At 67.7% G+C, this 14,352-nt stretch carries 12 protein-coding genes; 1 reads left to right on the top strand and 11 read right to left on the bottom strand.

What is annotated here, in order from left to right:
• Positions 1-65 precede the first annotated feature (65 nt).
• Positions 66-1,271 carry a glycine betaine/L-proline ABC transporter permease ProW gene (gene proW / locus RM543_RS05700; RefSeq protein WP_311689945.1) on the bottom strand — a complete coding sequence of 402 codons (1,206 nt, stop codon included), beginning with the start codon at positions 1,269-1,271 and terminating at the stop codon, positions 66-68.
• Positions 1,264-2,442 (bottom strand): glycine betaine/L-proline ABC transporter ATP-binding protein ProV, encoded by a 1,179-nt coding sequence (gene proV, locus RM543_RS05695; RefSeq protein ID WP_311689944.1) that lies wholly within the window; start codon positions 2,440-2,442, stop codon positions 1,264-1,266. The genes proW and proV overlap by 8 nt, the downstream gene beginning before the upstream one ends.
• A gap of 420 nt (positions 2,443-2,862) precedes the next feature.
• Between proV and RM543_RS05690 the strand changes: the two genes are divergently transcribed.
• Entirely contained in the window at positions 2,863-3,303 is a 441-nt protein-coding gene (locus tag RM543_RS05690) for a DUF1489 family protein (protein WP_311689943.1), read from the top strand.
• Between the two features lie 3 nt (positions 3,304-3,306).
• Here RM543_RS05690 and trmB read toward each other — a convergent pair whose 3' ends face one another.
• The 9 genes from trmB to RM543_RS05645 all read right to left on the bottom strand — a co-directional run bounded on the left by trmB (position 3,307) and on the right by RM543_RS05645 (position 14,336).
• The gene (trmB, locus tag RM543_RS05685; protein WP_311689942.1) at positions 3,307-4,038 is read right to left on the bottom strand and encodes a tRNA (guanosine(46)-N7)-methyltransferase TrmB; all 732 of its coding nucleotides are present in this window, start codon (positions 4,036-4,038) and stop codon (positions 3,307-3,309) included.
• Positions 4,039-4,182: 144 nt separating this feature from the next.
• Positions 4,183-6,528, bottom strand: a complete 2,346-nt coding sequence (locus RM543_RS05680; RefSeq protein ID WP_311689941.1) for an aldehyde dehydrogenase family protein — start codon at positions 6,526-6,528, stop codon at positions 4,183-4,185.
• Positions 6,529-6,538: 10 nt separating this feature from the next.
• Positions 6,539-7,468: a deoxyribose-phosphate aldolase gene (gene deoC, locus RM543_RS05675; RefSeq protein ID WP_311691316.1), complete on the bottom strand. Its 930-nt coding sequence runs from the start codon at positions 7,466-7,468 to the stop codon at positions 6,539-6,541.
• Positions 7,469-7,662: 194 nt separating this feature from the next.
• Entirely contained in the window at positions 7,663-8,595 is a 933-nt protein-coding gene (rbsK, locus tag RM543_RS05670) for a ribokinase (RefSeq protein WP_311689940.1), read from the bottom strand.
• Positions 8,592-9,683: a DUF4432 family protein gene (locus tag RM543_RS05665; RefSeq protein ID WP_311689939.1), complete on the bottom strand. Its 1,092-nt coding sequence runs from the start codon at positions 9,681-9,683 to the stop codon at positions 8,592-8,594. Before RM543_RS05665 ends, rbsK begins: the two co-directional genes overlap by 4 nt.
• Positions 9,684-9,691: 8 nt before the next feature.
• Complete coding sequence (locus RM543_RS05660) at positions 9,692-10,711, bottom strand: ABC transporter permease (protein ID WP_311689938.1); 1,020 nt, start codon at positions 10,709-10,711, stop codon at positions 9,692-9,694.
• Between the two features lie 14 nt (positions 10,712-10,725).
• Positions 10,726-11,703: an ABC transporter permease gene (locus RM543_RS05655; protein WP_311689937.1), complete on the bottom strand. Its 978-nt coding sequence runs from the start codon at positions 11,701-11,703 to the stop codon at positions 10,726-10,728.
• Positions 11,700-13,217, bottom strand: a complete 1,518-nt coding sequence (locus tag RM543_RS05650; RefSeq protein ID WP_311689936.1) for a sugar ABC transporter ATP-binding protein — start codon at positions 13,215-13,217, stop codon at positions 11,700-11,702. Before RM543_RS05650 ends, RM543_RS05655 begins: the two co-directional genes overlap by 4 nt.
• A 75-nt stretch (positions 13,218-13,292) precedes the next feature.
• Complete coding sequence (locus RM543_RS05645) at positions 13,293-14,336, bottom strand: autoinducer 2 ABC transporter substrate-binding protein (RefSeq protein WP_311689935.1); 1,044 nt, start codon at positions 14,334-14,336, stop codon at positions 13,293-13,295.
• Positions 14,337-14,352 lie beyond the last annotated feature (16 nt).

Raw genomic sequence — 14,352 nt, 5'->3', positions numbered from 1 at the left:
ATGGTGTGGCGGCCGCATGGGCCGCTCACGTGGTTCGATGTCCGGCTCGCGTCACGGCGACCGGATCATCCGGCCGCTTCAGTCTTGCCCGTCGGCGCGCGGCGCCCCGATTTACCGAACAGAAGCCGCCGTGCGAGCCCGACCGGGCCCGCCTCGTACCAGGCGATGTTTCCGCGCTCGCGCTTGGAAACGCCCATTGCCTGGGTCATGCGGTCGATGATGATGGCCAGAAGAACGATGCCGAGCCCGCCAACGGTCGCAAGGCCCATGTCCAGACGGCCAATCCCGCGCAGAACCATCTGCCCGAGCCCGCCGACGGCGATCATCGAGGCGATGACCACCATCGACAGCGCCAGCATCAACGTCTGGTTCACGCCGGCCATGATCGTCGGCATAGCGACCGGCAGCTGCACCTTGCGCAGGAGTTGCCCGCGCGAGGCGCCGAAGCTGCGCGCCGCCTCGACCAGATCGGCCGGCACCTGCCGGATACCGAGATTCGTCAGGCGGATCAGCGGGGGCAGCGCGAAGATGATCGTGACGACGACGCCGGGGACGTTGCCGATGCCGAACAGCATCACGATCGGCACGAGGTAGACGAAGGCCGGCGTTGTCTGCATGGCGTCCAGAACGGGCCGCGTGATCGAGGCCGCGCGGTCGTTTCGCGCCAGCCAGATGCCGGTCGGAAGGCCGATGAGGATGCAGAAGAAGACCGAGGTGAACACGAGCGACAACGTGACCATTGCCTCGTCCCACGCCCCGATCAGGCCGACGAAGAGGAACGAGAGCACCGCACCGACGCCGAGCCGTGCACCAGCCGCCTGCCATGCGACCAGTCCGATCAGGATCAGCATGAACGGCGCAGGCACCGACAGAAGCGAGCCTTCGATCGCGTTCAGCACTCCGTCGACGGGCCAGCGGATCGCCTGGAAGACCGGGCGGAAATTGTCGACCACGAAGTCCAGAGCGCTTTCGACCCACGCTTCGAGCGGGATCAGCGCCTCCTGGAAGGGGTCCCAGAAATCGAAGGTCGTCTCTTCGGCGGGCGCGGCGCCCGCCAGCCAGTCCGGCGTGGCCGGCTCCGGCGCGGCGTCTCCGCGTTGACCCCACGGGTTCGACGCGCCGCCATCCCCGCCAGAGGGGGTGTCCTCGGCGCCGGACCCGCCGGATGGGGTGTCCGCGGGGTCAGACCCGCCCAACGACCATGGGTTGCCGGAGCCGTTCCCCTCTGCCTGAGCGAGTTCGTAGGTGCTGTCGATCTGTTGTTCAAACATCCTCGGTCTCCCTGGTCAGCGCGCCGAGCAGCACGGCACGTGACACGACGCCCAGGTAGCGCCCGTTTGCGTCGATGACGGGCAGGCCCGCCGGTGCGGCGTTGACCGGCCCGATCGCCTCGCCGATGCGCTGGTCCGCCCTCAGCGGCTCGATGCCCGGCAGGAACGCGCGCGCGATCTGCGGGTCGGCCGATTTCATCTCGCGCTCGAGACTTTCGGCGGACACGATCCCGAGGAACTTCTGCGACTTGTCGACGACATACGCAAAGTCGCGGTCGGCGCCGGCGATGCGTTCCCGCGCGGACCTCAGGTTGCCGTCCCGTTCGACGACCGTGACCTGGCGCTTCGTGGCGATGTCGGCGACGCTGATGACGGTGCTGACATCCACCCCGCGGAAGAAGGAGCGGACGTAGTCGTTGGCCGGGTTGTTCAGGATCTCGTCGGGCCGGCCGACCTGAACCACGACGCCGCCCTGCATGATCGCGATGCGGTCGCCGATCCGCATCGCCTCGTCGAGGTCATGCGAGATGAAGATGATCGTGCGCTTTTCCTTTGCCTGCAGCTCGAGCAGCTCGTCCTGCATTTCCGTCCGGATCAGCGGGTCGAGCGCGGAGAACGCTTCGTCCATCAGCAGGATAGTCGGGTCGTTCGCGAGGGCGCGGGCAAGGCCGACACGCTGTTGCATGCCCCCGGACAACTCGTTGGGATAGCTCTGTTCGTTCGCGGCAAGACCGACCTGCTCCAGCGCGACGCGGGCGCGCTCCTCGCGCTTGTCCTGGGGAATGCCGGACAGCTCCATGCCGAAGGCCGTGTTCTGCAGGACGGTCATGTGCGGCATCAGCGCGAAGGACTGGAACACCATCGAGATGTGGTCCCGGCGGAAGGTGTTCAGTTCCTTCTCGCTCATCCTGGCGATGTCGGCGCCCTTGACGATTATCTCGCCGGCGGACGGATCGATCAGGCGGTTCAGCATCCGCACCAGAGTGGATTTGCCGGAGCCGGACAGTCCCATGACGACGAAGATCTCGCCTTCCTGGACGTCAAAGCTCGCATCGCAGACGCCGATCGTCATCCCCGTGCGACTGAAGACCTCGTCCTTGTCGTGGCCCTCCCGATACAGGCTGATGGCCTTGTCCGGATGTTCCCCGAACACCTTGAAGAGCTGTCTCACCGAGAGAGCGGTATCTGTGTTCAAATCCTGTCACCTTCTTCTGGTTCGAGCGGATGCCCCGTTTCGGCGGACAGCGCAGATGCACGGACGCTCGGGCCAGACGCTGGATGAAGCGGCCGCGACTGCGTCGGCAGAGGAGTGGCATGCGCTCCACCCGGCGCTTCGCTGAGAGCGCGACGGGCGTCAGGCACCTTCGCTCCGCCTCGCATGGAGGCGGACCAAAGCCTTCGCTGCCAGGAACTGCTCGGCGGAATATGGGCTAACATCGTGGTTTCCGGGGTGCAACGCGATCGCGGACATTCCTCCGATCGCTCGGTTCGCCTTACCCGGGGGGAGATGCGGAGCGTCCGGGAACTGCGACGGAAGGCCCCTTTTGGTGCCCCCGAGAATCGCGTAAAGCCCCAGTTCTGGGGGATTGGCATGGCAGCTAGCGTACATCTGGTAAAGCTCTGCGTCGGAATCGACAAGATTTCCGCGCTCAAGGAGCGGCAGGCCCTGCCCCATGCCAGGACATCCGACGGGTTTCCCAGGCACGTCACCCGGATGTGGCCGAAACGGGAGGCCGACCTTCTGGACGGCGGCTCGATCTACTGGGTGATGAACGGGCTCCTCATGGCGCGGCAGGCCCTCGTTCGGTTGGAAGAGGTGCGGCGGGAGGACGGGATCCTCCGTTGCGGCATGGTCCTTTCCCCCGAGATCGTCCCCGTCGAGCCGCAGCGCAAACGCCCCTTCCAGGGCTGGCGTTACCTCAAGCCGGAGGATGCCCCGGCGGACCTGACCGGCCCGGCCGAAGAGGATGACGAGGACCTGCCTCCGTCTCTCCTCGCGGCCCTGGCGGATATCGGCGTGCGCCGCGGCTGACGCTCAGCGCTTGCGGAACGTGAGGTAGTGCGGCGTGCGGCCCTCCCGCAGCGCCTTCTGCTCGTAGCGGGTGGAGATCCAGTCCCCCCACGGCTCCCGCCAGTCCCGCGCGCTTTCGGCCAGCCACTCGAAGCCGTGGCGCGGCACCTCTTCGAGCGTCTGGCGGACGTAATCGGGAATATCCGTCGCCACGCGGAACTCCGCCCCCGGCTTCAGAACCGCCGCGAGGGGCTCCAGATGCTCCTCGGTCACGAAGCGGCGGCGGTGATGCCGCGCCTTCGGCCAGGGGTCGGGGTAGAGGAGGAACGCCTTCGACACCGACCCTTCCGAAAGGACGTCGAACAGGTCCCGCGCGTCTCCGGGATGGATGCGGAGGTTGTCGACGCCCGCCGCCTCGATCTTCCCCAGGAGCATGGCGACGCCGTTGATATACGGCTCCGCGCCGATGATCCCGGCCTGCGGGTTGTGCGCCGCCTGATGAACGAGATGCTCGCCCCCGCCGAAGCCGATCTCCAGCCAGATCTCCCGCTGCCCGAAGAGCGCCGGAAGATCGAGGGGCTCGCGGTCCGGGTTTTCCTCCCAGCCCACCTTGCCGGGCGACAGGGGCGCCAGCTCCGTCTCCAGCCGCCGCTCTTGGGAGGGCCTGAGATGCTTGCCCTTCCGCCGCCCGTAGAAGTTGCGCCAAGGCGCGCCGGAGGGGGCGGAACCGGGGGTATCTGTGTCGTCGTCGCTCATGGAGAGGGCGAATACATCACAGGCGGGGCAAAGGGCAATCGGGCGCGGATACGCGCGGGCGGCACCACCGGGCCGGGCCAACCGATGCATCCCGCCACCAATGTGAATGGAAGCGCCAGCGCGATGGGGCGCTTCCGTCCTGTCTCACTCCCCGTAGGGCACCCAGATGTTCTTCACCTGGGTCGCGCGGTGGAGGAAGCCCTTGTTCTGGCCGTGGGCGCCGGACCAGTCACGGGCCCCGTCGCCTTCCGTCCAGGTCTGCTTCAGGTTCCCGGCGCTTTCGGCCTCGACCATGCGGGCGCCCTCGGACCCGCCGATATACCAGATCCCGGCCACTTCGTCGTGCTGCGCCAGTGTCCGGGCGAGCTCGTCGCGCGGCCCTGTCACGATGTTGACGACGCCGGCGGGGACGTCGCTCGTCTCGATCACCTGGTAGAGATCGGTCGCGGCGAGCGCGCCCAGCTGGGAGGGCACGGCCACCACGCTGTTGCCCATAGCGATGGCGGGAAGAACAAGGGAGATGAACCCTAGGAGCGGCTGCGCGGTAGGGCAGACGATCCCGAGGACACCGAGCGGCTCGTGCATCGCGAGGGTGACATGGGCGCTCTTCGTCTGATGCACCTTCCCGTCGAACTTGTCGGCCTGCGCGGCGTACCAGAAACAGCGGCGGATGGCGGTCTCGACCTCGCCCCCGGCATCGGGCGCGCCGAGGCTCTCGAGCCGCGCGGTGAACTCGTCCGCCCGCGCCGAGAGATTCTCGCCGAGATAATAGAGCACCTGAGCGCGGTTGTGCCCGGTGGCCTTGCCCCAACTGCCAGCCTTCGCCGCCGCCTCGACGGCGTTGCGGATGTCCTTGCGATTACCGAGACCGACAAGGCCCACCGGACCCTTAGGCCCCTCGATGGTGTAGGAGTAGCCCGAATCCGGCCGCGCTTGCTTGCCGCCGATATAGAGCTTCGCGGTGCGGTCGATGCCGCCCGTTCCTCCGCCGCCATGGGGGGCTGAGGAAGGTTTCGGGAGATCGGCGCCCGGCCCGTCCGGCGTCTTGTGACGGAGGTAGGCCATCATGCCCTCGCTGCCGCCCTCCCGGCCGAACCCGCTTTCGCGGTAGCCGCCGAAGCCCGCCCCCGCATCGAAGACGTTGGTGCAGTTGATCCAGACGACGCCGGCCTTCACCTGCGCCGCGATATCGAGGCAGAGGTTCACGTTCTCCGACCAGATCGAGGCGGCGAGGCCGTAGCGGGTGTTGTTCGCGAGCGCGATCCCGTCCGCCGGGGTGCGGAAGGTGGTCAGGGTGACGACGGGGCCGAAGATTTCCTCGGTCGAGAGCACGGAGGCCGGTTCGACCCCGGTTGCGAGCGTCGGCGGGTAGAAGCAGCCCTCGGGCGCATGACCCTGATGGAGCGTCACGCCCTCCGCCTTGCCCTGCCCCACCAATTCCCTGATGCGCGCGAGCTGTACGGGATGGACGATGGCGCCGACATCGGTGGACTTGTCGAGCGGATCGCCGGTCCGCAGCGTTTCCATCCGGGCACGCAGCAGCGTCTCGAAGCGCCCGGCCACCGCCTCGGCCACGAGGATGCGGGCGCCGGCGCAGCAGACCTGCCCCTGGTTGAACCAGATCGCATCCACCACGCCCTCGACCGCCGCGTCCAGATCGGCATCGGCGAAGACGATGAAGGGGGACTTGCCGCCGAGTTCCAGCGTCAGGCCCTTGCCGCTCCCGGCGATCTGCCGGCGGATGGTCTTGCCGACTTCGGTGGAGCCGGTGAAGGCGACCTTGTCGATCCCCTCGTGCCCGACGATGGCCGCGCCCGTCTCCCCGTCGCCGGTGACGATGTTCACCACGCCCTCGGGCAGGCCCACCTCGGCGCAGATCTCGGCGAAGGCAATCGCCGTGAGCGGCGTGTATTCCGCGGGCTTCAGCACCACCGTGTTGCCCGCCGCGAGCGCCGGGGCGATCTTCCATGCCAGCATCAGGAGCGGGAAGTTCCACGGGATGACCTGCCCGCAGACGCCGTAGGGTTCGGTCCCGCCGAACTCGTCCCCGGCGATCTCAGCCCAGCCGGCATGGTGATAGAAATGGCGGGCGACGAGGGGCACATCGATGTCCCGGCTTTCCCGGATCGGCTTGCCGTTGTCGATGGTCTCCAGGACCGCGAGGAAGCGGGCATGCTGCTGGACATGGCGGGCGATGGCATAGAGGTGGCGGGCCCGCTCATGGCCCGAGAGCTTCGCCCAGGCCGGCTGCGCCTTGCGCGCCGCGGCCACGGCGGCGTCCACGTCGGACGCGGTGCCTTGGCTCACCCGGGCGATCGTCTCGCCCTTCGCCGGGTCCTGCACCTCGAAGGTCTCGCCGGGCGCCGTGAAGGCTCCGCCGATGAAATGGCCGAAGCCCTCCTCGTGGCGTGCAAGCCAGTCGCGGACGATGGTGCTGTCCTCGGGGGCGGGTCCGTAATCCATGGTCTGAAGAATGTCCTGAATGCTCATCTCGGGGCCCTTACGACGCGGCGTGGCGGTGGGAGGCGGCGTAGCGCCCGGTGACGTGATGCTCGAGCTGGCGTTCGATATCGCCCAGCATCGAGGAGGCGCCGAAGCGGAAGAGGTCCGGCTCCAGCCAGTCCCGGCCCAGCTCCTCCTTCATGAGGACCTGCCAGCCGATGGCCTCCTTGGCCGCCTTCATCCCGCCGGCGGGCTTGAAGCCGATGCGGTAGCCCGTCTCGGCGCCGTAATCGCGCAGCGCCCTGATCATCACGAGGGAGACGGGGAGCGTCGCGTTCACGCCCTCTTTGCCGGTGGAGGTCTTGATGAAATCCGCTCCCGCCTGCATCGCGACCATCGAGGCGGCGTAGACGTTGCGCAGGGTCTGGAGGTCCCCCGTCGCGAGGATCGCCTTCATGTGCGCCGCGCCGCAGGCCTCGCGCATGGCGCGGATCTCGTCGTGGAGCGCCTGCCAGTCCTGCCGAAGGACATGCTCGCGCGTGATGACGATGTCGATCTCGTGGGCGCCCTCCGCGACCGCCCATTCGATTTCCTTCAAGCGCAGGTCGAGGGGCATGAGGCCGGCCGGGAAGCCCGTCGCGACCGACGCGACGGGAATGCCCGTTCCCTCGAGCGCGGCGACGGCATGGGGGACCATCGTGGGATAGACGCAGACCGCGCCCACATGCAGGTCCATCCCGCCGAGGCCGAGGCCCTCCATGATGCGCGGCGCGATGGGCTGGCGTGCCTTGGCGCAGAGCCGGCGGACGCGGTCGCCCGTGTCGTCGCCCGCGAGCGTGGTGAGGTCCACGCAACGCACGGCGTTGACGAGCCAGGCCGCCTGGTAATCCTTCTTCACCGAGCGCCGCGCGCCCAGCGTCGCGGCCCGGCGCTCCGCGGCGGACCGGTTCACCGCGTGCCCCTCGAACATCGAGAGCGTCAGCGGCATCACCGGGTTGCGCCCCGCCTTCGGTGTCTCGAGTGCTGCCGGCAGGAGGCCGGCGGAAGAGCTGCCCGCTCCCGCGGTCCGGCTCTCAAGCATCTGATGGTCTGTCATCGTGGCCTCTCTCATCGGGTGGGCCGGAGGCGCGTCCTCCGGCTCGGGCGGCATCGGGATGCCTTCGGGTCGCGCTCTTGCGGAGGTCAGTCCTGCGGCAGCCCCGCGCAGAACCTTTCGAACCCCGCCGCGTCGGCATAGCTCGTCTGGGTGCCGCGCGCGGTGATCGACTGGGCCGCATAGCGCGCCGCGCGGGCCAGGGCCGCGTCCGGCGCCTCGCCGGCGCTCAGAAAGCGCGCGAAACTGCCGATGAAGGCATCTCCGGCGCCCGTAGTATCCACCGGCTCGACCTTAACGGGCGCGATGTCCGTCACGTCGTCCGCGGTCACGTGCCGCGCGCCGCGGCCGCCGAGCGTTACTACGACGTTGCGGATGCCCCTGGCGATCAGCGAGCGGGCCGCCGCGATCACCTCGTCATCCGTCCCCGTCGGCAACCCCGAGAGCAGCGCCAGTTCGCTCTCGTTCGGGCAGAACCAGTCGAGCCCGGACAGCCGCGAGATGTCGAGCTGGGGATCGGCCGGTGCGGGGTTCAGGATCGTCGGCACGCCATGCTTCGCGCCGAAGGCCACGGCATGATAGACCGTCTCGAGAGAGACCTCGAGCTGAAGCAGGATCGCGTCGCGATCCTTCAGCGTCTCCTCGGCGGCGTCGATGTCGGCCGGCGAGAGCGAGGCGTTGGCCCCCTTCACGATCAGGATCGCGTTCTCCCCGTCGGGCTCGACGAAGATCGGCGCGACTCCGGAGGCCGCCCCGTCCACCTTGCGGACATGGGTCACATCGATGCCGCTGTCGACGAGGTTCTGCCGGACCAGCGGGCCGAACATGTCGTCCCCGATGCAGGTCACCATCGCCACGTCAGCCCCGAGCCGCGCGGCCGCGACCGCTTGGTTCGCGCCCTTGCCGCCGAAGCCTTGGGCGAAATCCGGCGCCTCGACGGTTTCGCCGCGATCGGGCATCCGCTCCACGTAGGTGACCAGGTCGACCATGTTCGATCCAACCACGGCAATCCTGTCAGTCATTCGTCGTCTCCTTCTCCGCCGATGGCGGCGATCGTGTCGGCCAGCCGGGCGGCGTCGTCCTGCGTGACGTAACCGAACCGCGCGGCGAAGCTGCGCACCTCGCCCGGGGCGAGTGTCTTTACGTTGCCCTTCGCCTTCTCTGCCAGATAGCCCTCCGGCTCGCAGGTCGAGGGCAAGGCGAACGCCGCGACCGTCGCATCCGCACCGTGGAGGATCCAGCGGGCCATGTGGTCGAATTCGGCGGGGCGGAAGGACATGGCGAACCCGTCCCCCTCCGGGCGCTCCAGCATCGCATGTGTGAAGCCGTCCGCATCGGTTCCCGGACGGTCCACGTAGATCACCTGCTCCGGGTCCCAGCTTTGCGGCTCATCGAGGCGACGGCCCTTGCTCGGCGCCTCGGACAGCTCGCTGAGGAACGCGCGGTAGGCCTCCGTCGGGGTCACGTGCGCCGGGACGTCCGTTCGCACCCGCGTCCGCGAAGGCGAGAACGGCGCCGCCTGGTGGATCACGCCATCCGCCACGAAGGCGAAGTTGACGTGGCACATGTACATCAACTCCATCGGCAGGGCGGAGCGGTTCTCCACCTCCATCGCCATCTCGATCGTCGTTCCGCCCCTGAGCGTGATCGAGGGCCGCGCCCGGTAATGGGGGCCGAAGCCCAGGACGTGATCCGCATGGCCCGCGATCCGGGCGAAGGGGCCCTCCCCGTCCTCACCGATCTCGAGCCGCGCGCTTTCCATCGCCTTGCACGGCATCTCTCCGTGCAGGGGATGGGTATCATCCGGGCCGGGGCAGCCATTGGTCAGAAGCCCGCTATGGTAGGCAAGGCACCCATAGGTCTCCACGATCGAACTGGCCGGACGCGGCTCCGGGAAGGCGCTGTCCATCGTGAGGCGCACCCCGTCGAACACACCGTCCCAGAGCATCTGCCCCATGAACGGCAGCACGTCGACATGCCCCCGCCCGTTGGCGATCCGCAGAACGGCGATGCCGAGGCCGGTGCGCCAGCCGGCCACCGTGAACCCGTGGCCGCTGGCAAGCTCGCGCGGAGCCGGGCCGAAGGCTTCGGGAGCGAGGGGGATCGTCACGCACATCGTCATTTCCCCCGTCCACGGCGCAGCGAGTTGAGCGCGATCACCACGATCAGGAACGCCCCCCAGACGAAGTCGATCAGGTGGTTGGACACCCGCATCATCTGGAAGCCGGAGGACAGCAGCGTCAGGGAGATCACCGCCAGCGCGACACCGAGGACGTTGCCGCGACCGCCCGCAGGGTTCGTCCCGCCGAGGACCGCGATCAGGACGGCCTGAAGCAGGTACGATGCGCCGTAGTCGGACTTTGCCGCATTGGTCCTCGCCGACAGGAGTATGCCGGCCATCGCCGCGAGGCCGCCCGTCAGCATGTAGGACCACACGATCATCCGCCCCCGTTCGATCCCCGCGAAGAGGGACGCCTTGGGGTTGGTCCCGATCAGCTTGAGCCGCAGCCCGAAGGACGTGCGCGACAGGAGCAGCGATAGCCCGATGCAGACGATCACGAAGAGGATGAGCGGAACCGGGATCGCGGCGATCTTGCCGTTGCCGAGCCAGGTCCAGGGGTCCGGAAAGCCGACGATGGCCGGGCCGCCCGTCAGGACGAGACAAAGGCCGATGAAGACCTGCCCCGTGCCGAGCGTCGCAAGGATCGGCGTGATCCTGAGCCCCGAGATGAGCAGACCGTTGATCAGGCCGGCAAGGACGCCGACCAGGAGGCCGATCCCGACCCCGAGAACCACCGGCGCGACGCCGAGCGAGCCGGCGCCGGCTTCGCCGGCGACCCAGCCGAAGACCGTGCCCGCGGTGATCCCCGCAAGGTTGGCGACGCCGATGATCGACAGGTCGATCCCGCCGGTCAGCATCGCGATCATCATGGCGATGGCGAGGATGCCCAGCTCCGGCATGAAGAAGGCCATGGACTCGAAGTTGTAGGAGGAGAGGAACATGTTCGGCCGCATCACCGTCATGGCGACGAGGACGAGGATGCAGATCACCCCGAGCTGGACGTTGGTGTTGCCGCTGGCGCGGACGAGGGTTCCCCTGACATCGGAGCCGGACGCGGTGGTCTTGGTATCGCTCATGGTTTGGCTCTCCCTCAGACCAGCGCGCGGCGGTCGCGCAGAGCGGTGATTGCGACGGCGACGATCAGCATCCCGCCGACCACGACCCTCTGCCACGTCGTGTCGATCCCCATGAGGATCAGCGAGTTCTGGATCATCACGAGGATGAACACCCCCATGACCGTCCCGAGAACGCTCCCCCGTCCGCCGAAGATCGAGGCGCCGCCAAGCACCACGGCCGCGATCACGTCCAGCTCCAGCCCGACGAAGTCCCGCGGGTTGGCCAGCCAGATCATCGACGAGTGCAGGAGCCCCGCGAAGCCCGCGAGCGCTCCAGCCGTGCAGTAGACGAAGATCATCGTGCGGCCGGTGTTGAAGCCGACGCGCTTCGCCGCCTCTGCATCGGCGCCGTAGGCATAGACGGAGCGGCCGATCATCGTGCGGGTGAGAAGCAGGTGAATGACCAGCGCCGCGGCAATGTAGACGAGGATCATCGCGGTCAGGCCGAACGTCGTCCCGTTGGCCCGCTCCAGCGTCAGCACATCCGTGCGGCCGAAGGCGATGAGCGCATCGGGCATCTGGTTGATGTTCACGTTGGAGGTGCCGATCCCGCCGAGCACCAGACCGCGCACAACGGAGGCGGTGCCGAGGGTCACGATAAGCGGGATCATGTTGAACTTGTGGATGATCCCGGCATTCACGAGGCCGAGGAGCGCACCGATCACGGTCGCGAAGAGGAACGGGATGACGACGCCGTCATACTCGAACTCCACCATCCCGCGCACCACGATGTACATTCCCGCCACGGCGAAGGCCGGAAAGGACACGTCGATCCCGCCTGAAATCATCACCAGGAGGACCCCGAGCGCCATCAGGCCGATGACAACGTTGGCCTTCAGCAAGCTGAAGAGGTTCGCCATCTGCCAGAATGCGGGGTTCACGAGGCCGATGAAGACCATGGCGACCACGAGGATCAGCGCGATGAGCACGTCCGCGTTGTGAAAGAGTCTCATGCGGGCTCCCCTTCGGTTTCGGCGGACAGCGCGGTCTCGAGGGCGTCTTCGGTGAGCGCGTCGCCCGTCAGCTCCCCCGTCAGTCGCCCGTCCGCCATGGCCAGGACGCGGTTGCAGTTGGCCGCGAGCTCGGGAAGGTCGTCCGAGATCATGATGACGGCGAGGCCCTTGTCGCGGGTCAGGCCGTGGATGATCGAATGGATCTGCTCCTTGGAGCCGACATCGACGCCGACCGTCGGCCCGTTCAGGATCAGGACGCGGGCATCGGTCATCAGCCAGCGCCCGATGACGACGCGCTGCTGGTTGCCGCCCGACAGGGTCGAGACCGGAACTTCGGGTCCGGGCGCGGAAATCTGCATGTCATCGAACATCGCCCGGGTCTCGTCGCGGGCGCGCTTGCGGTCGATCCAGAGGCGGGGCGCGTAGCCGTCGAGCGCGGCGGAAATGGCGTTGTCCTGGATCGAACGGCTGAGGAAGAGCCCCTCCGACAGACGGTCCTCCGGAACATAGGCAATGCCCGCGTCGATCGCCTCGGTGACGGATGCCGGCCGGTAGGGCTTGCCGTCCACCAGAATGTCCCCGGTCACCTCCTGGCCGAGACCGAAGATCGCCTTGGCGAGGGCCGTACGCCCCGCTCCGATCCGGCCCGACAGGCCGACGACCTCGCCCGGCAGGATCTGAAGCGAGATGTCCCGCACGTCCTTGCCGATCCCGACGCCCCGAAGTTCGAGCCGCGGCGTCGTGCCGGGGCTGACCTCGGGCGCCGCGAACCGCCCGGTATTGAGATCCCGCCCGGTCATGGCGCGGGTGATCTTGCGTTCGTCGAACTCGGCGATCGGCCCTTCGGCGACCTTGCTGCCGTTGCGGAAGACGGTCAGACGCTCCGAGATTTCCAGCATTTCGCGCATCTTGTGGGAGACGAAGAGGATCGCGATCCCCTGGGCCTGTAGGTCCCTCACGATGCGGAACATCCGGGCCACCTCGCGGCCGGTCAGCGCGGTGGTCGGCTCGTCCATGATGATGAGCCGGGCATCGGCCAGAACCGCGCGCGCGATGGCCACGATCTGGCGCCCGGCGGCGGAGAGCGTCTCGACGCTCGCATCGAGGTCGAGGGAGACGTCGAGGCGCTCGAGCACCTCCTTCGCCATCTTTCGTCCGCGGCCCCAGTCGACGCCGCGGCGGCGCTCCCGCAGATAGGTATTCAGGAACAGGTTCTCGACGACCGTGAGGGTCGGAAAAAGCGACAGATCCTGGTAGATGACCTGAACGCCCCGCGCGATTGAGGCGGCGGGGTCAAGCTTGTCCACGACCTCCCCGTCGATCAGGATCTCCCCACCGTCCGGCTGATAGACCCCTGAAATGACCTTGATGAGCGTGGATTTGCCGGACCCGTTCTCTCCGGCGAGGCAGTGGATCTCGGCGGGCGCGAGGCTCATCGAAACGTCGTCGAGCGCGCGAACGCCGCCGAACCGCTTCGAGATGCCCCGAAGCTCGATCAGGGGGGGCGATGCCATGGGGTTATCTCCGCAAGTGGGTGGCGGCGCGGAGAGGACCGGAGCCCACCCCGCGCCGCCAGAGGGCGCGACGGATCAGAAGTTGTACTGATCCATGTTGTCCTTCGTGACGCCGACCCAGCCGGAGCCGTAGAGCACGTTGGACCGGTCCTCGCTGGCTTCGCCCAGGCTGTCGTAGCCTTCGAGACCGAGGTTCAGCCCCTCGGCGATCTGATCGTCACGCTCCTCGAGCGCGGCAACGGCAAGCATGTTCATCGCGTAGCCCGCGACCGCCGGATCCCAGAACTGGATATAGTTGATATCGCCGTTCTGGATGTACTCGCCCGCGACGGACGGCAGGCCCGTACCGGCGAAATGAAGCTGACCCTGAAGCCCGCTCTCGGCGATCAGGCGGCCGGCGCCGGCGGAAGTCGGCATCGGGCCGCCGACGATCCCGGTGATGTCCGGATGCGCGGTCAGCGCTTCCTTCAGCTTGGTGTAGTCGGTGTTGGCGTCGTCATAGGTCTCGAGACGGTCGGTCACCATCTCCATGTCGGGATAGGCTTCCTCCTGACGGGCGATGGCGCCGTCGATCCACTCGTTCTGGGACTTGGAGGTCAGGCTGCCGACCGTGGCGACGTACTGGCCGGTCTCGCCCATCTGCGCGGCCAGCTCATCCATCAGCTTGGCACCGTAGGCGAGGTTGTCGAACGCCTCGAGATCGTAGTCGACGTTCTCGATGCTGGACGCTTCGTGGCTGATCACGACGATGCCGCGATCGCGGGCCTTCTTCAGCACCGGCTCCACCGCCTCGACGGAGAACGGCACGATGGCGATGGCATCGACGCCCTGGGCGATGAGGTTCTCGACGAGCTGGACCTGCGCCGCGGCATCGGCCGAGCTGGGACCGACCATCCAGGTGTCGTGCCCGGTATCGGCGCCGAACTGCTGGACGCCTTCGCGCATCCGGTCGAACCACGCGATGCCGTCGACCTTCACCACCGTGGCGATGCTGTAGGTCTCGTCGGTCTGGATCAGGTCCTGGTTGATGGCGCTGGTATCGACGGCCTGGTCCTGTGCGGTCGCGGCGCTGGCGGCGACGACGGCCATCGCGGCGATCGTTGTGACGTGAAGTTTCATGATGTCCTCCCTGTGC

The organism is Tropicimonas omnivorans, assembly GCF_031846565.1.
In the GTDB taxonomy this organism is placed as follows: domain Bacteria; phylum Pseudomonadota; class Alphaproteobacteria; order Rhodobacterales; family Rhodobacteraceae; genus Tropicimonas_B; species Tropicimonas_B omnivorans.
Note: the sequence above shows the minus strand (reverse complement) of the source record. Positions and strands in the feature narration are given on the sequence as shown.